Here is a 23,087-nt window from a genome sequence, read left to right as displayed (position 1 = left end):
TGCGCTGCACCCAAAGTTTTTTCACTGGGAAACCCGGGACATACCCTAGGTATGTTTGCTGCGGTGCAGCACATGGAAATCACCCATACTTTTCTGATCAAATGGTTATAAAGTTGAATCAAATTTCACCAATTGATCAAATTGAGGAGCAAGCCATGCGCGTATCCGATCGCATTTCCCTGGCCGAGGTGGCCCGGGCCACCGGTGTCGCGCTGGGCAGCTTCGACAGCGCGTCGGTGGCCAAAGCCATGGGCGGGTTTGCCAGCACGCACATCGGCGGTGACACGCACCCGACGATCGCTGACATCAGCGAATGCCTGTTCTTCTCGCCGGGCGACGGGCGCATCTGGCTGCAGGACCAGCGCATGGTGCTGCTGCACACCGAGGCGCTGGGCTCCATGCGCCGCGAAATGATTGACAGCCTGGGCATCGAAAAAGCCCGCGGCCTGTTCACCCGCGCCGGTTATGTCAGCGGCGCCCGCGATGCCCAGCTGGTGCGCAAGCACTGGCCCGACGCCGACCCGCCGGCTGCAGCCATGGCCGGCACGCGCCTGCACGCGCTGGAGGGCGTGGTGAAGGTCGAACTGGTCAGCGTGACCTACGACCCGGACACCAGCGGCTATGAAGGCGAATTCATCTGGCACAACTCCAGCGAAGACGATGAACACATCGCCGCCTACGGCATAGGCGGCTCCCCGGCCTGCTGGATGCAGGTGGGTTACGCCACGGGCTATGTCAGCACGCTGTTCGGCCGCCTCATCGTTTTCCGGGAAACCATGTGCCGGTCCATGGGCCAGGCGCAATGCCGCGTGGTCGGCAAGTCCGCCGACAAGTGGGACAACATCGAAGAAGACATGCGCTACCTGAACGCCAGGGAGTTTGTCGACACCGCGGCCTATGCGCGCAGCGAAGCGGGCCCGGCCGACCTGGCGACCGGCGACGTGCCGGCCGGCGACGCGATGGTGGGGGCCTCATCGGCCTTTAACGCGGCCTGCCATCAATTGAGCCGGGTGGCGCGCACGACAGCCACCGTGCTGTTCACGGGCGAGTCGGGCGTGGGCAAAGAAAAGTTTGCCAGCATGCTGCACAGGATCAGCCCGCGCAAAGAGCTGCCGTTTATCGCGGTGAACTGCGCGGCCATCCCGGAAACCCTGATCGAGTCCGAGCTGTTCGGGGTGGAGCGCGGCGCCTACACCGGGGCCAGCCATTCGCGGCCAGGCCGCTTTGAGCGGGCCAGCGGCGGCACCCTGTTCCTGGACGAAATCGGCATGCTGAGTTTTGTGGCCCAGGGCAAGCTGCTACGCGCCCTGCAGGAGGGCGAGGTCGAACGCGTGGGCGGCACGCGCGGCATCGCGGTCGACGTGCGCGTGGTGGCCGCCACCAATGAAGACTTGCGCCAGGCCGTGCGTGAAGGCCGATTCCGCGAAGACCTGTTCTTCCGGCTCAATGTGTTCCCCATCCACCTGCCGCCGCTGCGCGAGCGGCGCGACGACATTCCCCTGCTGATGAACCATTTTCTGAACCACTACCGGCGCAAACACGGTTGCAACACCGGCGGCTTCACGCAGGCCTCGGTGCGCACGCTGCTGAACTACGACTTCCCCGGCAACATCCGCGAACTGCAAAACCTGATCGAGCGCGCCGTGATCATGGCCGATGCCGACGGCTTGATCGACGTGCACCACCTGTTCACCGGCGGCGAGACCTTGAGCACCGAGGTCATGACCTTGCGGATGCAGGGCAGTTCAGGCACCTTGAACTTCGAGGGGGCGCCGGCCGGCGCGCATCCCGTGCCGGCAGGGACCGCCGCTTCGCAGCGGTCCCTGGAGCAAACCGAGCGCGACATGCTGGAACGCGCCATCTCGGCCTGCCAGGGCAATCTCTCAGCGGCGGCGCGGCGGCTCAACACCACGCGGGCGAAGCTGGCTTACCGCGCCAGAAAACACAGCCTGATTTGAACCGCGTGCGGCGCCGTGGATCAAGCTGCCGGCGCCAGCGCCCCCAGGTAGGCCCTGACCTTCTCGTCGCGCGCCAGCGTGTCGAAGTCAGGCGCTTCGCTGACCGCACCTTTTTGTACAAAGATGAAACGCTCGCAGCATTGCCGCAGGATGTCGACGTGGTAGGGCTCGTTGGGATGCAGGCATAAAAACACCAGGCGGCCGTTGGCCCTGAGTTTGGCGAAGAAGTCCAGCATGAAGCCGATGTAGCCGTCCTGCGTATTGAACTGCGGCTCGTCGAACAGATGCACCAGCGGCGAGTCGTTCTGTGCGTGTTCCAACATGAAGTCGGGTTTGGTTTTCTGGAAAGACCGCACCTGGTAGGACTGGTGGTAGTGAATGGCGAGGCGATCCCGCTCGCGCGTGCGTACCTGGTGGATGTCTTGGCCGTTGACCAGCACACGGCCCGCGCTCGGCAGGTTGCTGCCGGTGATCAACTCGAACAGCGTGGTCTTGCCCGAGCCGTTAGGGCCCATGACACCGACCACGCAGGGCTTGTGCACTTCGAAATCGGCGGTCAATGAAAAGGTCGTGGTCTTGCGGAAGACGCCGCGCTGGTATTGCTTGGCGACGTTCTCGACGCGTAGCAGTGGATGGAGTGGATGGCTCATGCGGGTCAGACTCCCAAAAGTTGCCGGCACAAGGCGGCATCGTTGCGCAATTCGGCCGCAGGGCCCTCGTGGACGATCACGCCCTGGTTCATCACATAGGCGCGGTCGGCCACCTGCAGCGCGCTCTGCACGTTTTGCTCGACCACCAGCACCGCAATGCCCTCGGCCTTGAGCCGGCTGATGGTTTTCATCACGTCCTGCACCACCTTGGGCGCCAGGCCCTGGCTGGGTTCGTCGAAGAGCACCAGGCCGGGCGAGCCCAGCAGCGCACGCGAGATTGCGACCATCTGCATTTCGCCGCCCGAGAGGTTTTCGCACTCGCGGTGCATCAGGTATTCGAGCGCGCTGAAGATTTCAAAACACTCCTTCTCCTGCCAGGGGCGAAAGCGCGTGGTCTTGCGGGCGATAGCCAGATTGCGCGCTACCGTCAGCGTCGGGAAGATGCGGCGGTCATCCGGCACCCAGCCCATGCCGGCCTTGGCGATCTCGTGCGTGGGCATACGGGTGATGTCGCACGCGTCGAAGGCAATGCTGCCCTTGCGTGGCGGCGTGAGGCCGAGCACGGAGCGAAGCAGCGTGGTCTTGCCTGCGCCGTTGGGGCCCAGCAGTGCCACCACTTCGCCGGCGCCGACTTTCAGCGACACGTCGAACAGCACCTGCGTTTCGCCGTAGTAGGTGTCTATGCGGTTCACCGCCAGCATGTCGGCCTGCGGCGACACGGTTTTGATGACGGACTTCAGGACCGCGCTCATGCCAGCGCCCCCAGGTTGGACCGGCGCACCCATTCGTTTTCACGCAACTGGTCAGGTGTGCCCTGGCTGATGACCTGGCCCCAGTGGATGACGGAGATCTGGTCGGCGAGCTTGAAAAGGAAATTCATGTCGTGTTCGATGATCACAATCGTGAGCTGACGCTTGAGTTCTTTCACCAGCTCCATCAGGCGCGCCGTGCCTTCGGCGCCCAGGCCGGCGGTGGGTTCGTCGAGGAAGAGCATGCGTGGCTCGGCTGCGAGTGCCACACCGATCTCCAGCGCGCGGCGCTCGCCGTAAGACAGGCTGCTGGCCAGCACGTGCTCCTTGCCCTTGAGGCCGACGCGCTCGAGGATGGCCGCGGCCAGTTGTTGCGCCGTGCTGTCGGCGCCCAGATCGCGCCAGGGGTTGAAGCCCTGTCTGCGCACGTGCGGCGTGGCCACCAGCACGTTGTCAAGCGCGGTGTAGCTGTCGAAGAGGTTCATGATCTGAAAGGAGCGCGACACGCCCTTGCGGGCAATCTCCCGCGGCGAGAGGCCGGTGATGTCCTCGCCGGCAAAGGTCACACGGCCGCGGTCGGGCTTGTAGCGGCCGGTCAGCACATTGAAGCAGGTGGTTTTGCCCGCGCCGTTGGGGCCCATGATGCCATTGAGCTCACCTTCCCTGAAGCTGAGGGTGATATCTTGCAGCACCACCTGGGCACCAAAGCGTTTGGACAGGCCGCTGGCCTCGAAGAGCTTCACAGTGCACCTCCGGCGGGGGTTGTCACGGGTTTGGCCACCACAGTGCGCCGCGGCCGTGCCTTCCAGGCCTGCCACGCGCCGGCAATGCCTTCGGGCTTGAACAGCACCATCGCCATGAAGACGAGGCCATACCAGAGCAGCCAGGTCTCGGTGTAGGCGCCCAACAGGTCACGCGCCAGAATAAAGAAAGTGGCGCCGATGATGGGGCCCCAAAAGCTTACGAGGCCGCCGCCTATCAGCACCATCATCACGACGAATCCCGAGTTGTGCAGGCTCATGACGTTGGGGTAGGCCGACTGCTGCGCCATGGCGAACAGCGCACCGGCCAGGCCCGCCACCGCGGTGGAGATCGTGAAGGCCAGCCACTTGTAAAGCCACACGTTGTAGCCCACAAAGGCGGCGCGGGTCTCGTTCTGCTTGATGGCACTGAAGATGCGACCCAATGGCGAATGGATCAGCCGCCACAGCGCCAGCAGCACCAACCCGAACAGCACGAGGCAAAAGAAGAAGAGGGCGTTGTTGCCGGAGAGATTGAAAGACACAAAACCAAAATCGGCCGGCAGGCGCTTGATGTTCAGCAGCCCGTCTTCACCGCCCGTGACGGTATGCCATTTGTTGGCGATGAACCAGAACACCTGCCCGAATGCGATGGTGAGCAATGCGTAATAAATGCCGCGCCTGTGCGAGATGAACAGCGCCACCAGCGCGCCGAGCGCGGCTGTGACCAGCACCGCGCCGGCCAGGTCGAACCACAGGTTGGGCCAGACCTTGAGTTGCAGCAGGCCGAAGGCGTAGGCGCCCGTGCCAAAGAATGCACCGTGCCCGAAGGAGGGCAGGCCGGTGAAACCCAGGAGCAGGTTGTAGCCCATCGCAAACAACACCCAGATCATGATTTCCAGGGCCAGGTATTGGTACAGCCCGACGCGGCCCACCCACAGCGGCGTGGACAGCAGCACCAGCAATGTGGCGAGCATCGGCAGAGGGATCAGCGGCGCGCGGCCGGAAGCGAGTTGCATGGGGACCTTGTCTCTTCGGTTTTTCTGGGTGAATGAGTGGAGCTTGAAAAATAAGTGCTGAAAAAGGGCTGGACACAACAGAATATACGTTCTATTATTTAAATAAGCAAGAATATTTATTCTAATTTGATGCGACGCAGGCCCGGCCCGTCCATCGCATTCCCGAGGCGGCAACGACATATGGACTCTGCAACGACTTACGAAGAACTCAAGGCGCTGATTGGCCGGACTTATCCGGACATGTCCAAGCAGCTGCAGCGCATCGCGCGCTTCGCGCTCGAGCAGCCCAACGACCTGGCGCTGGGCACGGTGGCGACGGTGGCCGAGGCCACCGAAGTGCAGCCTTCGGCCATGATCCGCTTCGCCAACGCGCTGGGTTACGGCGGTTTTTCCGAAATGCAGCAGGTGTTCCGCGGCCACCTGCTGGAGCGTTCCGACAGCTACCGCGAACGCATAGACCAGATGCGCCGCAAGCAGCTCAACGGCGAGCGAGCACCGGCCGGTGTACTGCACCAGTTGGTGGGCGAATCGGTGGCCGAACTCGGCCACCTCGAGGAAAGCATCGCCCAGGCCGACCTGAAAGCGGCCGTCAAGCTCATGGCCTCGGCGCCGCGCATCCATGTGCTGGCCCAGCGCCGCGCTTTCCCGGTGGCGGGCTACCTCGCTTATGCGCTGAGCCAGCTCGAACTGCGCACCCACCTGCTCGACGGAACGGGCGGCATGCTGCGCGAAAGCCTGCGCTCCATTGCGCCCGGCGATGTGTTGATCGCCGCCAGCTTTCGCAACTATTCGCCCGAAGTCATCGCGGCTGCAGCAGAGGCCGCCAAACTGGGAGCGTTGGTAATTGCCATTACCGACGGCCCGCTCTCGCCGCTCAAGGCGCATGCCAAGGTTTGCCTGGAGCTGGCCGACGATTCCTCCAAGCCGTTCCGCTCGCTGGTCGCACCGCTGTGCCTGGCACAGGCACTGGTGGTCAGCACCGGTCATCAACTGGCTGAGCAGGGCGCAGCAAAAGCCAAAACCAGGAACAGCAAGGCCGCAGCCAAGCCAACTCGCAAGGGGGCCGTATGAGCCGCCCGCTGGATCTGATCTGTGTCGGCCGCGCCGCAGTGGACCTGTATGGCGAGCAAATCGGCGGCCGTCTTGAAGACATGCAGAGCTTCACCAAATATTTGGGTGGCTCGCCGGCCAACACCGCGGTGGGCGTGGCGCGCCTGGGTCTGAAGCCCGCCATGCTGACCCGTGTGGGTGACGAGCATAACGGCCGTTTTGTGCGCGAAACCCTGGCGGCCGAAGGCGTGGACGTGAGCCATGTCGCCACCGATCCCAAGCGCCTGACGGCACTGGTGTTTCTGGGAATCCAGGACCGCGACACTTTTCCGCTGGTGTTCTACCGCGACAACTGCGCCGACATGGCGATCAGTCCGGACGACTTCGATGCGGCCTTCATTGCTTCGGCCAAGGCACTCCTGATTTCGGGCACGCACTTGTCGCAGCCGCTCACCTATGAAAGCTGCAAGCGTGCCATGATGATGGCCAAAGCCGCGGGCACGCGCGTGGTGCTCGATATTGATTACCGTCCCGTGCTGTGGGGCCTGACCAGTCCCGGCATGGGCGAGCAGCGCTTTGTGCCTTCGGGCGAAGTCAGCGCGCATCTGCAAACCGTCGTCGGTCACTGCGATCTGGTGGTCGGTACTGAAGAAGAAGTTCATATCGCGGGGGGCAGCACCGACACGCTCGCAGCCCTGCGCCGCTTGCGCGAGTTGACGCAGGCCACGCTGGTGGTCAAACGCGGGCCCATGGGCTGCGTGGTGTTCGATGGCGCGATTCCCGATTCACTGGAAAAAGGTTTGCAAGGCCCCGGCTTTCCGGTGGACGTCTACAACGTATTGGGCGCCGGCGATGCGTTCATGTCGGGGTTTCTGCGCGGCTGGATCCCGGGGGAGCCGCTCACGCGCTGCTGCGCCTATGCCAACGCCTGCGGCGCTCTGGTGGTGTCGCGCCATGGCTGTGCGCCAGCCATGGCGAGCTGGGAAGAGCTGCAGTTTTTTTTAGTGCATGGCTCGGCCACTCGGCGCCTGCGCGAAGACGCGAAGCTCGAACACCTGCACCGTGTCAGCACGCGCACGCGCCGCTGGGAAGAACTGGTCATCCTGGCGTTCGACCACCGCATGCAGCTGGAAGAGGTGGCGGCACGCCATGGCGCGCCTGGCGAACGCATCCCCCTTTTCAAATCCCTGATCGCCGAAGGTGCGCGGCTCGGAGCCGGCCAGCGCGGTGGCGTCGGTGTGATCGTTGACGGACGTTTTGGTGAAGAGGTACTTCCAACGGTGACCGGCAAAGGCTGGTGGGTCGCAAGGCCGGTCGAGCTGCCGGGTTCACGACCGCTGCAGTTCGAAGCCGGCGCCGGCCTGGGCGCGGTCATGCGAACCTGGCCCGGCGAGCACGTCGCCAAATGCCTGGTGTATTACCACCCGCATGACAAGCCGGCCTTGCGCGACAGCCAGCTGGCCAAATTGGCCGACCTGCAGCGAGCCAGCGTGGACAGCTTTCACGAGTTCCTCATCGAGGTGATCCCACCCAAGGACATGCCCGCGGATGGCGACACCGTACCGATGGCGCTCGAACAAATCTACCAGGCCGGCATCTTCCCCGACTGGTGGAAGCTGCCGCCAGCCGATAGTGCGGCTGCCTGGGAAAAGATCGCGGCCGTGGTGGCGCAGCACGACCCGCATTGCCGCGGTGTGCTGGTGCTGGGCCTGGAGGCCAGCGAGGAAAAACTGGATCAGAGCTTTCGAATCGCAGCGCCGCACGCCATCTGCCGCGGCTTTGCCGTGGGGCGCTCGATCTTTGCCGATGCCGCAACTGGCTGGTTCTCAGGCGCCATGGACGACGCGGCGGTGGTCAAGGCCATTGCCGAGCGCTATGCGCGGCTGATCTCGCTGTGGGACCAGGCGAGGGCGGGCGCAGGGGCCACTGTTTCGGCCGCCGCCACTGAGGCCGTGAACTAAGCCGCCAAACGCAACAGACAGAACAGACAAGCTACAACGGGAAAGAAAACGGAGACAAACATGACAATACCCAAAATCGGATTCATCGGCATCGGCATGATGGGCCACGGCATGGCCAAGAATCTGCTGGCCAAGGGCTTCGCCCTCACCTTCAAGGTCAACCGCAACAGGGACAACCTGGCCGACCTGATTGCCGCCGGCGCGAAAGAGGCCAGGACCAATGCCGAATGCGCACAGGCCAGCGACATCGTTTTCATCTGCGTGACGGGTTCGCCCCAGGTCGAAGACATCGTTTACGGCAAGGATGGCCTGCTGGACAGCGGCCGCAAAGACCTCATCGTGGTTGACACCTCCACGGCCGAGCCTGCCTCCAGCACCCGTATCCGCAACGACCTTGCGGCCAAAGGCATCAAGCTGGTCGATGCGCCACTGGCTCGCACGCCCAAGGAAGCCGAGGAAGGCCGGCTCAACACCATGGTGGGCGCGGAGCCCGAAGACTTCGCAACGCTAGAGCCCGTGCTCAAGGCTTTTTGCGAAAACATCTTCCACGTCGGCCCGCCCGGCCACGGCCACGTGCTCAAGCTGGTCAACAACATGATGGCCATGAGCTTTGCGGCCTCGATTGCCGAGGCCTTTGCGGTGGCGGCCAAAAGCGGGCTGGACCTCAACCGCCTCTATGACGTGATCTCGGCCGGCGGCGTGAACTGCGGCATCTTCCAGATGATGGCAACGAAAACGCTCAAGGAAGGCGACGTCACCGGCTTCAAATTCGGCATCGCCAATGCGCAAAAAGATTTGCGCTACTACACCCATCTGGCCGAGATGCTGCCCGTCACCAGCTTCATGGGTGAGGCCACGCACCAAAGCCTGATCCAGGCCAGCAACGCCGGTTTCGGCGACAAGCTGATCGCCTCCCTTTTCGAAGCACAGGAAAAACTCAACGACGTCAAGATCGTTCCCCGTTAAGCCAACCCGTTTGACCCATTTACACGCAGGAGACAAAACCATGAGCGACATCAAGAACAACCACGCAACACCTGAATCCCAATCCGACAGCAAGGCCACCTCGCGCCGCGCGCTGCTCAAGCACTCAAGCCTGGCGCTGGTGGGCGCGGGCCTGTACGGCGCGGCGCCCTTCATGGGGCCGTGGAAGCACAACCACGCCTGGGCGCAGACCGGCCAGAAGAAACCGCTGACCATTGGCCTGACCATGGACGCTTCGGGCCTGTACGCAGCCTCGGGCGCCGAAGAGCGCCTGGGCGCCATGATGGCCATCAAGGAATTTAACGACAAGGGCGGTGTGCTGGGCCGACGCATTGAGGCCATCCATATCGACACGGAAACGACGCCGGCCACCGGTTCGCGCGTGGCCGAACGCATGATCACGCGCAATGAGGCCTCCTTCCTGATCGGTGCAGTGCACTCAGGCGTCTCCAATGCCATCTCGCAGGTTGCGCAAAAATACGGCACGGTATTTTTTAACACCAACTCCAGCAGCCCGACCGAGGCCGGCAAGGACTGCCACCGCACCAAGTTCGTCTGGGACGGCAACGGCACCAACTTTTCCAACGCGATCGTCAAGAACGCCATCAAGGCCAGCGGCAAGAACTGGGTGCTGCTGACCAACGACTATGTGTGGGGCCACACCACCTCCAAGGCGACACGCGCGATCGTGGAAGCCAACGGCGGGCGCATCGTTGAGGAGCTGCTGGTGCCGCAAAACACCCGCGACTTCTCGTCCTACCTGCTCAAGCTGCAACAGCTCAAGCCCAATGTGGTGGCCACGGCGGTGGGCGGTGACGACATCAAGGCGCTGCGCCAGCAAGTTGTGCAGCTCAAGATGAACCAGTCCATGGCGTGGATCAACAACCAGCAGGACTGGCCAGATGTCTACGGTCTGGGCCCTGAAGCCATCTTCGGCGTCTTTGGCACCACCTGGTACTGGCGCCTGGGCCTGCCGGGCGTCAAAGAGTTTGTGGCGGCCTACCAGAAGCAGTTCCCTGGCATGGCGATTCGCGTGCCGGGCAATGTGTATCACAACGGCTATATGGCCACGCGCGAACTTCTGCGTTGCGTGGAAGAGGCCGGCACCACCAACAACATTGCCGTGATCAAAAAACTCGAAGGTCGCAAGATGAGCGCGGCCGACCGCCTGCAGCACTACGACGCGTGGATGGATCCCGTCACCCACCAGTGCCAGCAGACGATTTACATGGCGACCTACAACGACCAGCCCGCCGAGAAGGACGACATCTTCAAGATCCTCACACAGGCCGATCCCAAGGATGTGGCGGACAAGGATGCCGGCGGCGCCTGCAAGCTTGAGAGCTACGACGCGACACCTAGCTACGAAGTCTGATTTACTTCAAGCTCCAAAGACCGCAATGGACTTCTTGCTTCAGCTTATTCCGCACCTCGTCAACGGCATCTCGCTGGGCTTGTTGTTCGCGCTCATCGCGCTGGGCTTCATGCTCATCGTGGGGGTGATGGAAACCATCAACCTGGCGCACGGTTCGCTGTTTGCGCTGGGCATGTACTTCGCGCTTTTCCTGATCGCACCGCAGCTGGGCATGTTTCCGAATCTGCAGGCCTGGTACATGAGTTTGCCGCTGGGAACGCGTTACCTGGTGGCACTCATTCTTGCGCCCATCCTGGTGGGTATTTTCGGCATGTTGCTGGAGCTGTGCATGCGGCGCACTTATGGCCGTGACCCGCTCTATGGCCTGCTGCTGACCTTCGGTGCGGCGCTGGTCATTGAGGAAACCATACGCCTGGTGTGGGGCTCCTCGGAAAAGCAGTTGATGCTGCCCGAGGTCATCTCCGGCGCCTTCCTGATGGGCGACCTGGTTTATTCAAAGTATCGCTTCTTCGCCAGCGGATTCGCCATCCTCATGATTGTGCTGCTGTGGGTGTTTTTGCAGAAAACACCGTACGGCGCCATCATCAAGGCCGGCGCGCATGACAGCGAAATGGTGCGCGCGCTGGGCATCAACCTGTCGCGCCTGCGCCTGTTTGTGTTTGGTCTGGGCGTGGCGTTGGCCGCCATCGCCGGCGTGGTCATGGCGCCGATCTGGGGTATTCGCCCGCATGTGGGCGTAGACGCAGTGGTGCCGGCATTCCTGATCATTGTGCTGGGCGGCGTCGGTTCGCTCTGGGGTGCAGTGATCGCCGGGCTGATGGTCGGCATGGTCGTCGGGCTCACGGGTTCGTATGCGTCCGAATGGTCGTTGATGTCCATGTACCTCTTGTTCATTGCCGTCGTGACATTCCGCTCACGTGGATTGTTTGGCAAGAAGAGCGTCCTGGACGCTTGACATTTGGTACATCCCCGTCTCGGCTCACTTCGTGTAGCCGGATCCCCCCTTGCAGGGGGCAACAGCTGCGGCCTGGCAAAGCCAGTTCCGCGCTGTTACTGGTTTAGTCATTCTTTGGTTCGCTATGGAAAGTTAAGTAATGAAACCGCTTCAAGACAAAGTCGCGCTGGTCACCGGCGCGGCAGGGACTATGGGCCTGGCCGTTGTCAAGGCCTTGCTCGAAGACGGCTGCAAGGTCGCGATGGTGGATGTCAGCCATGAACGCAACCGTGCGCTCGCACATGAGTTGGGCTCGCGTGTCCTGCCGTTCTCGTTTGACATCAGCGATGCGGCCGCCGTGAGCGACGGCCATGCGCTCATAGTCAAGGCCTTCGGGCCAGTCGACATCCTGGTCAACAACGCGGGCATCCTGTCCAACAACAAGATCGAGGCCACCGAAGCGGGTGAATGGCGGCGCGTGATGGGCGCCAACCTCGACGGCGCGTTTTACCTTGCGCAGCAGGTGGTGCCGGCAATGAAGGCGCGGCGCTTCGGCCGCATCATCAACACCAGCTCCCTGGCGGCCAAGACAGGTGGATTGACAGCAGGCACGGCCTATTCGGTGTCCAAGGGCGCGATGAGTTCGCTGACCTTTTCACTGGCGCGCGAACTCGCGCCCTTTGGCGTCACGGCCAATGCCGTCGCGCCCGCTTACGTTAAAACGCCCATGATCACCGAACAGCTCAATGAAGAGCAACGCCAGAAGCTGCTCAAGGACATCCCGGTCGGCCGCTTCTGCGAGCCCGAGGAGTTCGCCCACGTGGTGCGCTTCCTGGCCTCGCCGCTGTCGGGCTTTATCACGGGCGAGATCATCGACCTGAACGGCGGGCTATTGATGGACTGAGGGAAAGCCCTTTCGCCGCTAGCCGGCTTTGCGCCCACAATTTCGCCATCCATGAGCATCACACCCCGGATTGATTTCAACACTGCGCTTTCAGGCCTTTTTGACCTGCGCGGCAAAACCGCTTACGTGCCCGGCGGCTATGGTGGTATTGGCGAGGCCGTTGCGTGGGGCCTGGCGATGGCCGGCGCACGGGTGGCAGTTTCGGGGCGCGACGAAGCCAAGGCCGAGGCCGTTGCCTCCGCGTTGCGTGCGGCAGGGCACGAGGCCATGGGTCTGGCCATGGACGCGCATTCGGTGCCGCAGATGCAGGCTTCCGTTGATGCGGTGGCGGCGCAATGGGGCGCCCTCGACATCTTGATGAACTGTGTCGGCATGCAGCGTGAGCAGGTCTTGCTGGAGGTGACGGAAGAAGCCTTTGACGAGGTGCTGCAGGTCAACCTCAAGGCCGCCATGTTTCTTGCGCAGGCTGCGGCAAAAAAACAGATTGAAGGCGGCAGGGGCGGCGCTCAGGTGCATCTGCTGTCGGTGCGCGCGCAGCTCGGTTTGCGCGGCCGTGGTTATTCGGCCTACAGCAGCAGCAAGGGCGGCCTGGTCATGCTGATTCGCCAGCATGCGAGTGAACTGGCGCCCTACGGCATCACTGTCAACGGCATCGCACCTACGGTGGTGCAGACGGAGATGGCGCGCCACTGGCTCGAAAATCCTGAGACGCGCAAGCAGGTGCTGGAACGCATTCCGCTGGGTCGCGTGGCCGACCCGCAGGACGTGGCGGGTGCGGCCGTTTTTTTTGCGGCGCCCGCATCCCGCTTTGTGACCGGGCAGGTGCTTTACCTCGACGGCGGCATCACTGCCTCGCAGTAGGTACTAGCGTTTACCTGCCAAGGCTGCAACGGCATGCTGCACGCCGCCGCCGATGGGAATGCCCTGCACCTGCATGGCCGCTTCCAGGCCGGCCAGGCAACCCAGGATCATGGCCGGGTTCATGTCACCCAGGTGGCCGATGCGAAAGGTTCTTCCTGCCAGCGGGCCCAAACCGCCTGCAATCGCCACCTGAAACCGTTCGCGCGCAACAGTGCGCAAGGCTTCGGGATCAATGCCCGCAGTGACAGACACCGTCGTGACGGAGACCGAGCGCGCCGCAGGCTCGCGCACAAAAAGGCCCAGAGCACCGCCTTCACTCCAGGCATCGACAGCGGCGTGCACCGCATTGGCGATCAGCTGGTGGCGGGCGATGACCTCTTCGACGCCCTCATGAAAGATCAGCCCCAGTGCAGCCTCCAGGCCGAACAGCAGGCTTTGCGGCGGCGTGCCGCAGAACTTGCGGTAGCTGAGCGGGTTTTGCCGCCGCGCCCAGTCCCAGTAAAAGCGCGGCGAGGGATTGGCAGCGGCTACCTTCATCGCTGCGGCATCCGCAGCCACAAAGGCCAGACCGGGCGGCACCATCAAGCCTTTTTGCGAGGCGCCCAGCACGACGTTGGCGCCCAGCGCATCCATGGCAAAGGGCGACGCGCCCAGCGACGCGACCACATCTACCACCAGTAGCGCGGGGTGGGCCGTGGCTTCCAGCACCCGCCGGACTTTGCCCGGGTCACTGGTCATGCCGCTCGCAGTGTCGGTATGAACCACAAACACCGCCACGATGGCATGCGCAGTGTCGGCGCGCAGCGCGGCTTCTATGGCCGGCACGTCAATCGGGTAACCCTCGCGCCAGGGCGTGCGGATGACTGCTGCGCCCATGGCCTCGGCCTGTATGGCCCAGGATTCGGAGAAGTGCCCCGTTCCGGCGATCAGCACCTGCTGCCCGGGCGCCAGCAGGTTGGCGATCACGGCCTCCCAGGCGCCGTGGCCGTTGCAGGCATACAGGAAGACGTCGGCCGCGGTGGTTTGCAGCAGCGCCTTGAGCCCGGTCTCGCAGGCCTGGATCACACGATCAAGCCGCGGGTCGGCCAGGTCCATGGGCTGGCGCCGCATCGCATCCATGACCTCGTCAGGCACCCGCGTGGGGCCAGGTGAATGGAGGAAGCGATGGCCGGGGATTCGTTTATGAGGCGTCATGCTGAAAAATTATGCGCCTGCCGGCTTGCGATTGACCAGCACAATGCCCGCCGCGACCGTGGCCAGCGCCACCAGCAGGCCGGTGGTGATATTTTCTTTCAGCCACAGCGCGCCGAACAGCAGCGCGAACAGCGGCGTGAAAAACACGAACACCGAAATCTTGGTTGCCGGGTAGCGCCCCAGCATCCACATCCAGGCCAGGTAGCTGGCGAATGCGCCTATGACGGTCTGCAGCAGCAGGGAAGTAATGGCAAACGGGCTGAAATGCCACGACCATTGCTCGCCCAGGTAGAGCGACAGGGCCGGGAACACTGCGGCGCTAACGGCCAGTTGGTAGAACAGGAGTTTTTCAGCGGAGATGCTGACCAGTTTGGTGGCACGTATCACCACCGTGGTCAGGCCCCACAGCATGCCGGCGGCCAGTGCCAGCAGATCGCCCCGCGCCGTCGACGCATGATCACCGGTGAAACCTTCACGCAGCGCGAACACCACGGCGGCGAAGGCGCACAACAGGCCCAGCCATTGCACGCCGCGCAGGCGTTCGGACTGCACCCACAGCGGTACCAGCAGAGCGACCCAGAAAGGCGAGGTGTACAGAAACACCGTGAGGCGGGAAGCGCTGGTGTATTGCAAGCCTACATAAATGCAGGCGAACTCTGCGCCGAACAGCGCGCCCGCCAGCAGGCCGGCCTTCAGCGAATCGTCGCGGCTGAAGAGAGGGATCTTGCGCCACAGGCACCAGAGCCAGAGCAACGCCGTGGCGCCAACCAGCCGCAGCGAGGCCTGGAACATCGGCGGTATTTCGCTGATCGTGGCCTTGATCAAGACCTGCTGCAGGCCCCAGAACAGGCAGCAGCCCAGCAGGAGGGACATGGCGAGGAGATCGAGATTGGCTTTGCGGGCTTTCGTCATGCCTTGATGGTAGCCCGACCCCTGGCAGCTCGCTGGCCGGGGTAACAAGGAATACCATTGCATTAAATCCCTGGACAAGGTGCTGCTGTGGACCATAAATGGCTGGAAGATTTCATTGCACTGGCGCGAGAACGCAGTTTTTCTAGAGCGGCAGAGCTTCGCCATGTGACGCAGCCGCAGTTTTCGCGCCGTATCCGCGCGCTGGAGTTGTGGGTGGGCGCCGACCTGATCAATCGCGCGGTGATGCCTCTGGCCCTGACGGCCGCCGGGGAAGAGCTGCTGCCGGTGGCGCGCCGCGCAGCGGCGGGCCTTAACGATGCGCGCTCCCGCATCCGCCATGCACGGGGCGGGCTGGACTGGGTCACGTTGGCAACAGGCCGCACGCTCTCACGCAGCGCCGTACCTGACTGGCTCGCACGCGCCAAGCGCGGGGCCGGGGAGTTTCGCTTGCGCATTCTCACAGGCTCCATCCATGAAGGCGCCACGGCCCTGGAGCAGGGGGCTGCTGATTTCCTGCTGTCGTTCACGCATCCGCGGCTGCCGCTGTTGCTGGACGAACAGACGTTCGAAGGACTCGCGCTGGGCACCGACGAACTGGTGGCCGTCAGCGCACCGCGCGCCGATGGCCAGCCGCAGCATGCCCTGCCCGGTACGGCCCGCAGGCCGGTGCCGGTACTGGGTTATGCGCCTACGCTCGCGCTTGGCCAGATCCTTCAGGACGGGCTCAGCCGCAGCGCGCGCGAGCTGCATCTGCACACCGTGATCGAGTCTGACTTCGCCGAGTCGCTGCATGAGCAGGCCTTGCAGGGCGTGGGACTGGCCTGGCTGCCGCGCGGACTGGTCGAAGGCGACCTGCGCAGCGGAAGGCTGGTCGAGGCGGACGGCAAGGGCGTGACGGTCCGGTTTGAGATCCGCCTGTACCGGCCGCGCAGCCCGCGCAATGAATTGGTGCAGCGCATCTGGTCCGCCAGCACGCCGGCTGCTTCCTGAATCCAGGTCGCATGCGCCCATGCGTGATACGCATGGGCCGCGCAGGGGCGGCTCCTAGACTGGCGCCATCAACAAGGAGCGCGCCATGCCAGGAATGTTTACCCTCAATCGCCGCGGCGTGAGCCGCACACTTTGCCTTGCCGCCGCAGGGCTGTTGGGTTTGCCGGCTGCCTGGGGCCAGGCCTGGCCTGCCGGCAAGCCCATTTCGCTGGTGGTGGGCTACCCTGCCGGCGGAAGCGTGGACCTGGTGGCGCGCATCATCGCCGAACCGCTGGCCAAGCGCCTGGGCACACCCGTGGTGATCGAGAATATCGGCGGCGCCGGTGGAACCATAGGCGCCCAAAAAGTGGTCAGTGCCGCGCCCGACGGCTATACGCTGCTGCTGGGTTCGGGCAGCGAAATCTCGATTGCCAAACTGTTCAACGCTGCGGTCAAGTACAACGGTGAAACCGACTTGAGCCCGGTCGGGCTGATAGGCGTCACGCCCATGGTCTTTGTGACCAACACCAAGACCGGCGTCAAAACCATGGAGGAAGCGATTGCCAAATCCAAACGCGAACGCAACCAGCTGAGCTTTGCCTCTTCGGGCATAGGCACGCCGCTGCATGTGTCGGGAGAGCTGATCAACCTGATGGCTGGCACCACCTTCCGCCATGTGCCGTATCGCGGCGCAGGACAGCAGCTGCAGGACTTGCTGGGCGGCAATATCGAGTTCAGTGTCTCTGTGCTTTCCTCCGCGCTGCCACACATCGAGTCCGGCAAGATGATCCCCTTGGGCGTCACCACGCCGACGCGTTCGCGGGCTGCACCACAAATCCCTGCACTCGGCGAGAACCCCAAGCTCAAGGGTTACGACATGAACGTCTGGTTCGGCCTCTTCGGGCCCGCCAAGCTGCCGGCGCCCATGGTGGCGCGCCTGAACAAGGAGCTCAACGAAATCCTGCGCGAAGAAGCCGTTTGGCAAAAGCTCCAAAAAGCCGGCATCTCCAATGACGGCGGCACGCCACAGGCGCTCACGGCCTTTATCCGGGCTGAAACCCAGCGCGTGCGCAACGTGGTCAACAAGGCAGTGGCGACCGGCGCTACCTCGTAAGTCGTAAGCGGGAATTCACCCAAACCCATGCGGTGCCGTTGAAGCTGAAGCCGCGGGGGCCGGGCCGGGACAACGGCGGCAGGCCCACAGAAGACCCTGGCTCGCCATGATCTGTATTTGTTAATCGCGAAGCGTGCTGGCCAGGCCCCTCCGGAGCACTGGCGGGGCTCTGCACGCCGAGCAATATTTTTAGCCCGACACGGAGGGAATTGTCATGCACTTATCTGTCATATCAATGTTGCGCGGGCTCGCCTGCGGTCTGCTATTGCCGCTTGCTGTTTCGGCTTCGGCGCTGGCCCAGGAAGTGAAGAAACCTAACGTGGTGCTCATCGCCACCGGCGGCACGATTGCCGGCGTCGGAGCATCGAGCACCAACATCGGCGCCTATCAGGCCGCTGTGGTTGCTGTCGACAAGATCATGGCCGCCGTGCCGGAAATCCAGACTATTGCCAACGTCAAGGGCGAGCAGATCTTTCAGGTCGGCTCACACAACCTCACCAACGACCGCCTGCTCCAACTGGCCCGGCGGGTGTCTGAACTCCTTCGGTCGGACGAGGTTGATGGCATCGTGATCACCCATGGCACCGATACCCTGGAAGAGACCTCGTACTTTCTCAACCTCACCGTCAAAAGCAGCAAGCCGGTCGTGATGCTCGGGTCCATGCGGCCCGGCACGGCGCTCAGCGCAGATGGGCCGCTTAACCTCTACAACGCGGTGGCGGTCGCCGGGAGTAAAGAAGCGGTGGGAAAAGGGACTTTGGTGGTCATGAATGACGAGATTCACAGCGCTCGCGATGTCACTAAAACCAATGCCACCCGGGTTGACACCTTTAAATCTCCCTACGGTCCGCTCGGTCTCGTGATCGAAGGTCAGGCCAGGTTCTACCGTGCGCTGATTCGCCCTCATACGGTGCAGAGTGAATTCGACATTGACAAGATACAGACTCTGCCGCAGGTCGACATTGCTTATGGCTATCAGAACATGAACCGTGCGGCATACGACGCGTTGGTCGCATCCGGGGCCAAGGGCATCATTCATGCGGGTGTCGGCGCGGGAAGCGTTCCTGAGTACATAGCTGGCCCGCTTAACGAGATTCGCGCCAAGGGGGTGTTTGTCGTTCGGGCAACCCGCACCGGCAGCGGTGTAGTGATTCGGAACAATTCGGTGAAGGATGACGTCAATGACTGGCTCGTTGTTGACGACCAGAATCCCCAGAAGGCCCGAATTCTTCTGGCCTTGGCCTTGACGAAGACAAGGGACACCAAAGAGTTGCAGAAAATCTTCTGGCGGTACTGACACATGAAACGATCAGGAAGCGATCAAGCGAAGTCTGGCGAAGTGATCAGGAAAGCCCATGCGGTGCAGCTTCAGCCGCCCGGGTTGTCATTCTGGGCGGCCTCTTCCACAGGGGTGGCGCATGTGCAGGAGCGCACTTCAACCGAAGCCGGCCCGGAAGTGCTGGTGACGGCGCTGGTGCATGGCAACGAATATTCGGGCGCCTGGGCGCTGGACGCGTTCCTTCTCAGCGGGCTGCAACCGCGGCGGGGGCGCATCACCGCCGTGTTCTGCAACACCGAGGCCTTCATGCGGTTTGACACCCGTAAGCCCGACGCCTCCCGTTTTGTTGACGAGGATTTCAACCGCGTGTGGTCCGCTGATCTTCTGGATGGCCCCCGGCGCAGTACCGAGCTGCTGCGCGCGCGCGAAATCCGGCCGTTTGTGGACCGGGCCACCCATCTGCTGGATCTGCATTCCATGCATGAGCCCGGTGGCGCTTTGCTGGTGACGGGCATGCTGCCGCGCAATATTGCTTTTGCGCAAAGCCTGGGTACCTCGGGCCAGGTGGTCGTTGATGCCGGTCACGCCGATGGTGTCCGTATGCGGGACTACGGCCCGCTTGGCGACGAAAACGGCGACCGCATTGCCCTGCTGCTGGAGGCCGGCCAGCACTGGGAACTGGCGTCGCTGCAGGCGGCGCGCAACGTGCTCATGCGGTTTCTGGTGTGTGCGGGTGTGATTGACCGCGGCGATGTGCCGCCTGGCTGGTTGCTGCCCGATGCGCCGCCGCCGCCGCCCGTGACGGTGACGCATCGCGTGGTTGCGCGATCAATGGACTTTGCCTTTGTGCAGGACTTTTGCGGCGGCGAAACCATACGCCATGCCGGCACGCCGATTGCGCATGATGCGGGCGAACCGGTGGTGACACCCTACGACGACTGTGTGCTGGTCATGCCGTCGGTGCGGCAGTTGCGGCCCGGTGTGACGACCGTGCGGCTGGGCCGGCTGGGCTGAACACGGCCTGCGCAGGTGCGGTTTACAGCGGATGCTCGGTATAAAACTTGCCGCCGTGAAACAGCAACGGCGCGGCTCCCGCGCGGTGGGTGCAGCGCTCCACTTCGCCCACGAAGATCACGTGGTCCCCTTCTTCGTACCGGCTGCGGTTGAAGCACTCGAAAGTGGCGGCTGCGCCTGTCAGCAACGGCGCGCCGCCGACACCCTCCGTAAACAGCACGCCTTTCCAGCGGTCTTCGCGCCGGCTGGCAAAGCGCTCGGCCAGCTCTTTCTGGTCAGCCGCGAGGATGCTGATGGCGTAGTGTGATCCGGTGCTGAGCGCGGCCATCGATCCGGCCGCCTGCGCCAGGCTCCAGAGCACCAGGGGCGGCTGCAGCGATACCGAGTTGAAGGAGTTGGCGGTCAGCCCGACCAAGGCGCCTTGCGGCGTCCGTGCGGTGACGATGGTGACCCCGGTGGCAAACATGGCCAGCGAAGCCCGGAACTCCCGCTGGGAGAAGCTGGGGCTGCTCGCTTTGCGGGGGATGGCAGGGGTCAGCATAGAAGGGTAATTTAACCGAAGCGGTACAGGCGTACCCGCGTCAGGGTTTAGGCCGCATCTTGCGAGGGACTGGCGGCCCGGCAGTTAAACTGGGTGCCATGCCATTTTTTCGTTCTGCAGCCTGTTTTTTTGCTATCTATTTAATAGCTGCTGGCGCTCGTGCAGATTCACCTTGCGCCGATTACTCTTCCAAACTCCCGAATGTGAAGCGTGAGCTGTGTGAGGCGGCAGAACTGCAAGCTTCGGGGACGCGTTCGGTTGACGGCCGGGTGCTCTGGGTGCGTGACGTCAAGCCCGAGCAGCCCGGCTTGCGTGTGCTGGTCGTCGGTGCGATTCACGGCGACGAGTTGTCCTCAGGGGCCGTGGCGCTGCACTGGATCAGGCTGGCTTCCCAGCCGCCGCTGGACTCGCCCCAGGCGATCCACTGGCGATTCGTTCCTGTCCTCAATCCGGACGGCGTGCTTTCCAGGCCGCCTCGCCGTACCAACGCACATGGTGTGGATTTGAACCGCAACTTTCCCACCCCCAATTGGGAGCGCGACGCGAAGGTTTACTGGGAAAAGCGCACCGGCAAGGACCCGCGCCGCTGGCCTGGGCCCAAGCCGCTGTCCGAGCCCGAGTCGCGGTTTTTGCATGAGCAGATGCAAAGCTTCAAACCCAACCTGATCGTCAGCATTCATGCGCCTTACGGCGTGCTCGACTTTGACGGCCCCTCAGTACCGCCCTCCAGGCTGGGGCGCCTGTACCTTGACCAGGTGGGCATCTTTCCCGGCTCACTGGGCAACTATGGCGGTGTGCACAAGGGCGTGCCGGTGGTCACCATCGAACTGCCCAATTCCACCCGCACGCCGCTGGATGCCGAGATGCGCCAGATGTGGCTGGACCTGCTGCGCTGGATGAGTGAGCGGGCCGTGGGGCAGGGCGCGGAACACGCGCCGCGCGTGCCTTAGAACCCGTTTGGGCCGCGAACAGCTTCCTAGCGCAGCATGCTCGACATGGCCGACAGGCTGTTGACCATGCGCACCGCGGTCTCCACCGTGGGCGCGTCAAAGCCGACTTCATCCCCGTCCAGCCGCTGCAGCGCCGGCCACTGGCAAAACAGGTCCGCCAGCGCCGGCGACTGGGTCTGGATGCGTACAGCGACAGGGCCTTTCAGCACATAAGGGCGGGCTGAGCCGTATTGCGCCAAGGCCGTGGCAACGCCAACGCGGATGGCGCTGCAGGCCTGGGCCGGGGAAAGGCTGATGCCGCTGGTCTGGCCGGTTGCCCGCTTGGTTTGCACGAAGGTGGCGTGCGGAAACAGTGGGCGGTGTTCTTCGATGAACACATCGTCGCCGCTGGCCATCACCACCGGCACGCCGTACTCGCCGGCCAGCGCGCCGTAAATTCCGGCTTCGCCCAGTTCAAGGCCGTTGAAGTACACGCGTGCAAAGGCAAAGCTGTTGATGGTGTGCGCCAGAATGCCGCGGCCTTGCGCGCGCGAGTGGTAGCCGATCATGCAGACGGCGTTCACGCCGTCCTCGACGCCGGCCATCATGCTCAGGTAGCGCGGCTTGCCCATGACGGCCTGGGCGCGTGCGTCCAGCAGGTCGGGCGGCATGTTGCGAAAACTTCCGTGTGAATCGTTGACCAGCACCTCGGTGGCGCCTGCATCGAAGGCGCCGGCGATGGCGGCGTTGGCCTCGTGCGTCATCAGCAGGCGGGCGCGTTCGTACTCGGGGTTGCCGGCGCGCACCTGTTCGTGGTGAAAAACGCCGGCAACGCCTTCGATGTCGGTGGAGATCAGGACTTTCATGGGGGATCCGCTGAAGGTGGAAATGAAAATGAGGATGAAGCGGGCCAGCCGGGCAGCAGGTCGGCCAGCGCGCTCCGGTGGTGGCCGTTGCGGCCGGTCACGGCGCGGGCCTGCCACAGGGCATGGATGATGGCCTGCTCGGTGCTGTCGGCAACGGCCTGAAACAGCGGGTCAATCAGGCCGTCATGCAGCATCGCCACGCCCGGCATGGGCCTGGCGGTTTGCTGCGGCACGGTGTAGGCAGTGGAAAAAGCCAGGGCGATGTCGCCGCTGCCGTGGCCGAACACCGAGCCGGTGCGGGCCAGCCCGGCGCCGGCGCGCAACGCCAGCCGGCGCAGCTGGCGCGCGTCAAGCGGTGCGTCGGTAGCAATCAGCAGGATGATGGAGCCTTTTTCGGGCTCTGCCGCTTGCGCCCGATGTGCCACCAGCCGGGCGCCAAGGGTCTGGCCCGCCAGAATCAGTTGCGGCAGCTGGCCGTAGTTGGCCAGCACCAGCGCGCCGACGGTGTGCTCGCCGCCCCCAAGGGCCGCTACGCGGCGCGAAGCCGTGCCTATGCCGCCCTTGAGACCGAAGCTCGACATGCCGCGACCGGCGCCGACCGAACCTTCCTCCACCTCCACACCTGCCTGTTCGCAGGCCTGCAGGTAGTGCTGTCCGGTGACAGCCATGCGCTGGATGTCGTTGAGAAAGCCGTCGTTGCATTCAAACACCAGCGGGTTGACCGTTGGCAGGCTGCGCCCCGTTTCGGGGTTGGCAGCAACGCACTGGTGGATCTGCGCCGTGGCCACGGCGGCGGCCGAAAAGGTATTGGTGAGCGCAATCGGCGTTTCCAGCACGCCGAGCTCCTCGACCTGCATCAGGCCCACGCTCTTGCCGAAACCGTTGAGCACGACAGCCGCTGCCGGGACCCGGTCACGGAACAGGTCGCCTGCATGGGGGCGTACCACCGTCACACCCGTTTGCACCTCGTTCGCGTCCAGCGTGCAATGGCCCACGGTGACGCCGGCTACATCGGTGATGGCGTTGCGCTGCCCGTGCGGCAGGCTGCCGATGTGGGGCAGCAGATGGCGGGGTGTCACGACGC

At 63.5% G+C, this 23,087-nt stretch carries 22 protein-coding genes; 13 read left to right on the top strand and 9 right to left on the bottom strand.

All coding sequences use genetic code 11. The features are described 5' to 3' along the window. Nucleotides 1-155 precede the first annotated feature (155 nt). On the top strand, nucleotides 156-1,958 hold the full coding sequence (locus AC1DY9_RS15880) for a sigma 54-interacting transcriptional regulator (protein WP_477667005.1): 1,803 nt from the start codon (nucleotides 156-158) through the stop codon (nucleotides 1,956-1,958). A 20-nt stretch (nucleotides 1,959-1,978) separates the two neighbouring features. Here the strand turns inward: AC1DY9_RS15880 and AC1DY9_RS15875 are convergent, their stop codons facing one another. From AC1DY9_RS15875 to AC1DY9_RS15860, 4 genes are read right to left on the bottom strand one after another with little or no spacing between them, the layout of a single operon-like run. After that, nucleotides 1,979-2,608 (bottom strand): ATP-binding cassette domain-containing protein, encoded by a 630-nt coding sequence (locus AC1DY9_RS15875; RefSeq protein WP_477667004.1) that lies wholly within the window; start codon nucleotides 2,606-2,608, stop codon nucleotides 1,979-1,981. Nucleotides 2,609-2,613: 5 nt separating this feature from the next. Further along, nucleotides 2,614-3,360, bottom strand: coding sequence for an ABC transporter ATP-binding protein (locus AC1DY9_RS15870; protein ID WP_477667003.1), 747 nt, complete (start codon nucleotides 3,358-3,360; stop codon nucleotides 2,614-2,616). After that, complete coding sequence (locus tag AC1DY9_RS15865; protein WP_457281813.1) at nucleotides 3,357-4,100, bottom strand: ABC transporter ATP-binding protein; 744 nt, start codon at nucleotides 4,098-4,100, stop codon at nucleotides 3,357-3,359. Before AC1DY9_RS15865 ends, AC1DY9_RS15870 begins: the two co-directional genes overlap by 4 nt. Continuing rightward, nucleotides 4,097-5,116: a branched-chain amino acid ABC transporter permease gene (locus tag AC1DY9_RS15860; protein WP_457281812.1), complete on the bottom strand. Its 1,020-nt coding sequence runs from the start codon at nucleotides 5,114-5,116 to the stop codon at nucleotides 4,097-4,099. Before AC1DY9_RS15860 ends, AC1DY9_RS15865 begins: the two co-directional genes overlap by 4 nt. Nucleotides 5,117-5,296: 180 nt before the next feature. On the opposite strand from AC1DY9_RS15860, the gene AC1DY9_RS15855 reads away from it, so the two are divergent. From AC1DY9_RS15855 to AC1DY9_RS15825, 7 genes are all read left to right on the top strand, one after another. Continuing rightward, a complete protein-coding gene (locus AC1DY9_RS15855; RefSeq protein WP_457281811.1) occupies nucleotides 5,297-6,187 on the top strand; it encodes a MurR/RpiR family transcriptional regulator in 891 nt (296 codons plus the stop codon). Next, a complete protein-coding gene (locus tag AC1DY9_RS15850) occupies nucleotides 6,184-8,127 on the top strand; it encodes a bifunctional 5-dehydro-2-deoxygluconokinase/5-dehydro-2-deoxyphosphogluconate aldolase (RefSeq protein WP_477667002.1) in 1,944 nt (647 codons plus the stop codon). Before AC1DY9_RS15855 ends, AC1DY9_RS15850 begins: the two co-directional genes overlap by 4 nt. A gap of 60 nt (nucleotides 8,128-8,187) precedes the next feature. Beyond that, on the top strand, nucleotides 8,188-9,093 hold the full coding sequence (locus AC1DY9_RS15845) for an NAD(P)-dependent oxidoreductase (RefSeq protein ID WP_457281809.1): 906 nt from the start codon (nucleotides 8,188-8,190) through the stop codon (nucleotides 9,091-9,093). 40 nt (nucleotides 9,094-9,133) lie between these two features. Beyond that, nucleotides 9,134-10,486: an ABC transporter substrate-binding protein gene (locus tag AC1DY9_RS15840; RefSeq protein ID WP_457281808.1), complete on the top strand. Its 1,353-nt coding sequence runs from the start codon at nucleotides 9,134-9,136 to the stop codon at nucleotides 10,484-10,486. Between the two features lie 25 nt (nucleotides 10,487-10,511). Next, the gene (locus AC1DY9_RS15835) at nucleotides 10,512-11,441 is read left to right on the top strand and encodes a branched-chain amino acid ABC transporter permease (RefSeq protein WP_457281807.1); all 930 of its coding nucleotides are present in this window, start codon (nucleotides 10,512-10,514) and stop codon (nucleotides 11,439-11,441) included. Between the two features lie 139 nt (nucleotides 11,442-11,580). Then, a complete protein-coding gene (locus tag AC1DY9_RS15830; protein ID WP_457281806.1) occupies nucleotides 11,581-12,324 on the top strand; it encodes an SDR family NAD(P)-dependent oxidoreductase in 744 nt (247 codons plus the stop codon). A gap of 51 nt (nucleotides 12,325-12,375) precedes the next feature. Next, nucleotides 12,376-13,185 carry an SDR family NAD(P)-dependent oxidoreductase gene (locus AC1DY9_RS15825; protein ID WP_477667001.1) on the top strand — a complete coding sequence of 270 codons (810 nt, stop codon included), beginning with the start codon at nucleotides 12,376-12,378 and terminating at the stop codon, nucleotides 13,183-13,185. Between the two features lie 3 nt (nucleotides 13,186-13,188). Here the strand turns inward: AC1DY9_RS15825 and AC1DY9_RS15820 are convergent, their stop codons facing one another. Beyond that, complete coding sequence (locus AC1DY9_RS15820) at nucleotides 13,189-14,379, bottom strand: pyridoxal-phosphate-dependent aminotransferase family protein (protein WP_457281804.1); 1,191 nt, start codon at nucleotides 14,377-14,379, stop codon at nucleotides 13,189-13,191. 9 nt (nucleotides 14,380-14,388) lie between these two features. Further along, nucleotides 14,389-15,291, bottom strand: coding sequence for a DMT family transporter (locus AC1DY9_RS15815; RefSeq protein WP_457281803.1), 903 nt, complete (start codon nucleotides 15,289-15,291; stop codon nucleotides 14,389-14,391). A gap of 87 nt (nucleotides 15,292-15,378) precedes the next feature. Between AC1DY9_RS15815 and AC1DY9_RS15810 the strand changes: the two genes are divergently transcribed. The 4 genes from AC1DY9_RS15810 (at nucleotide 15,379) to AC1DY9_RS15795 (ending at nucleotide 19,667) form a co-directional block, all read left to right on the top strand. Further along, nucleotides 15,379-16,281 (top strand): LysR substrate-binding domain-containing protein, encoded by a 903-nt coding sequence (locus AC1DY9_RS15810; RefSeq protein WP_457281802.1) that lies wholly within the window; start codon nucleotides 15,379-15,381, stop codon nucleotides 16,279-16,281. A gap of 85 nt (nucleotides 16,282-16,366) precedes the next feature. Then, complete coding sequence (locus AC1DY9_RS15805) at nucleotides 16,367-17,374, top strand: Bug family tripartite tricarboxylate transporter substrate binding protein (RefSeq protein ID WP_457281801.1); 1,008 nt, start codon at nucleotides 16,367-16,369, stop codon at nucleotides 17,372-17,374. Nucleotides 17,375-17,588: 214 nt separating this feature from the next. Beyond that, nucleotides 17,589-18,671 carry an asparaginase gene (locus tag AC1DY9_RS15800; RefSeq protein WP_457281800.1) on the top strand — a complete coding sequence of 361 codons (1,083 nt, stop codon included), beginning with the start codon at nucleotides 17,589-17,591 and terminating at the stop codon, nucleotides 18,669-18,671. A gap of 3 nt (nucleotides 18,672-18,674) precedes the next feature. Further along, the gene (locus AC1DY9_RS15795) at nucleotides 18,675-19,667 is read left to right on the top strand and encodes a M14 family metallopeptidase (RefSeq protein WP_457281799.1); all 993 of its coding nucleotides are present in this window, start codon (nucleotides 18,675-18,677) and stop codon (nucleotides 19,665-19,667) included. Between the two features lie 22 nt (nucleotides 19,668-19,689). Here the strand turns inward: AC1DY9_RS15795 and AC1DY9_RS15790 are convergent, their stop codons facing one another. Then, a complete protein-coding gene (locus AC1DY9_RS15790; RefSeq protein WP_457281798.1) occupies nucleotides 19,690-20,208 on the bottom strand; it encodes a flavin reductase family protein in 519 nt (172 codons plus the stop codon). 203 nt (nucleotides 20,209-20,411) lie between these two features. Between AC1DY9_RS15790 and AC1DY9_RS15785 the strand changes: the two genes are divergently transcribed. Continuing rightward, the gene (locus tag AC1DY9_RS15785) at nucleotides 20,412-21,158 is read left to right on the top strand and encodes a M14 family zinc carboxypeptidase (protein WP_457281797.1); all 747 of its coding nucleotides are present in this window, start codon (nucleotides 20,412-20,414) and stop codon (nucleotides 21,156-21,158) included. Nucleotides 21,159-21,184: 26 nt separating this feature from the next. On the opposite strand, the gene AC1DY9_RS15780 is transcribed toward AC1DY9_RS15785, so the two are convergent. Then, nucleotides 21,185-22,003 carry a M55 family metallopeptidase gene (locus AC1DY9_RS15780; protein WP_457281796.1) on the bottom strand — a complete coding sequence of 273 codons (819 nt, stop codon included), beginning with the start codon at nucleotides 22,001-22,003 and terminating at the stop codon, nucleotides 21,185-21,187. Further along, nucleotides 22,000-23,082, bottom strand: coding sequence for a DmpA family aminopeptidase (locus AC1DY9_RS15775; RefSeq protein WP_457281795.1), 1,083 nt, complete (start codon nucleotides 23,080-23,082; stop codon nucleotides 22,000-22,002). Before AC1DY9_RS15775 ends, AC1DY9_RS15780 begins: the two co-directional genes overlap by 4 nt. Nucleotides 23,083-23,087: the final 5 nt, after the last annotated feature.

The sequence above is a fragment of the Polaromonas sp. P1_F6 genome, assembly GCF_056405695.1.
The sequence above is the reverse complement of the archived record's forward strand: the minus strand, read 5'-3'. Positions and strand labels throughout refer to the sequence as shown.

Excerpts from the sequence above, each read along its gene's own strand:
- AC1DY9_RS15820 (WP_457281804.1), bottom strand. The coding sequence starts at position 14,379 with ATGACGCCTCATAAACGAATCCCCGGCCATCGCTTCCTCCATTCACCT.
- AC1DY9_RS15855 (WP_457281811.1), top strand. The coding sequence starts at position 5,297 with ATGGACTCTGCAACGACTTACGAAGAACTCAAGGCGCTGATTGGCCGG.
- AC1DY9_RS15835 (WP_457281807.1), top strand. The coding sequence starts at position 10,512 with ATGGACTTCTTGCTTCAGCTTATTCCGCACCTCGTCAACGGCATCTCG.
- AC1DY9_RS15830 (WP_457281806.1), top strand. The coding sequence starts at position 11,581 with ATGAAACCGCTTCAAGACAAAGTCGCGCTGGTCACCGGCGCGGCAGGG.
- AC1DY9_RS15875 (WP_477667004.1), bottom strand. The coding sequence starts at position 2,608 with ATGAGCCATCCACTCCATCCACTGCTACGCGTCGAGAACGTCGCCAAG.
- AC1DY9_RS15870 (WP_477667003.1), bottom strand. The coding sequence starts at position 3,360 with ATGAGCGCGGTCCTGAAGTCCGTCATCAAAACCGTGTCGCCGCAGGCC.
- AC1DY9_RS15795 (WP_457281799.1), top strand. The coding sequence starts at position 18,675 with ATGAAACGATCAGGAAGCGATCAAGCGAAGTCTGGCGAAGTGATCAGG.
- AC1DY9_RS15780 (WP_457281796.1), bottom strand. The coding sequence starts at position 22,003 with ATGAAAGTCCTGATCTCCACCGACATCGAAGGCGTTGCCGGCGTTTTT.
- AC1DY9_RS15805 (WP_457281801.1), top strand. The coding sequence starts at position 16,367 with ATGCCAGGAATGTTTACCCTCAATCGCCGCGGCGTGAGCCGCACACTT.
- AC1DY9_RS15840 (WP_457281808.1), top strand. The coding sequence starts at position 9,134 with ATGAGCGACATCAAGAACAACCACGCAACACCTGAATCCCAATCCGAC.
- AC1DY9_RS15860 (WP_457281812.1), bottom strand. The coding sequence starts at position 5,116 with ATGCAACTCGCTTCCGGCCGCGCGCCGCTGATCCCTCTGCCGATGCTC.
- AC1DY9_RS15880 (WP_477667005.1), top strand. The coding sequence starts at position 156 with ATGCGCGTATCCGATCGCATTTCCCTGGCCGAGGTGGCCCGGGCCACC.
- AC1DY9_RS15815 (WP_457281803.1), bottom strand. The coding sequence starts at position 15,291 with ATGACGAAAGCCCGCAAAGCCAATCTCGATCTCCTCGCCATGTCCCTC.
- AC1DY9_RS15845 (WP_457281809.1), top strand. The coding sequence starts at position 8,188 with ATGACAATACCCAAAATCGGATTCATCGGCATCGGCATGATGGGCCAC.
- AC1DY9_RS15800 (WP_457281800.1), top strand. The coding sequence starts at position 17,589 with ATGCACTTATCTGTCATATCAATGTTGCGCGGGCTCGCCTGCGGTCTG.
- AC1DY9_RS15790 (WP_457281798.1), bottom strand. The coding sequence starts at position 20,208 with ATGCTGACCCCTGCCATCCCCCGCAAAGCGAGCAGCCCCAGCTTCTCC.
- AC1DY9_RS15825 (WP_477667001.1), top strand. The coding sequence starts at position 12,376 with ATGAGCATCACACCCCGGATTGATTTCAACACTGCGCTTTCAGGCCTT.
- AC1DY9_RS15850 (WP_477667002.1), top strand. The coding sequence starts at position 6,184 with ATGAGCCGCCCGCTGGATCTGATCTGTGTCGGCCGCGCCGCAGTGGAC.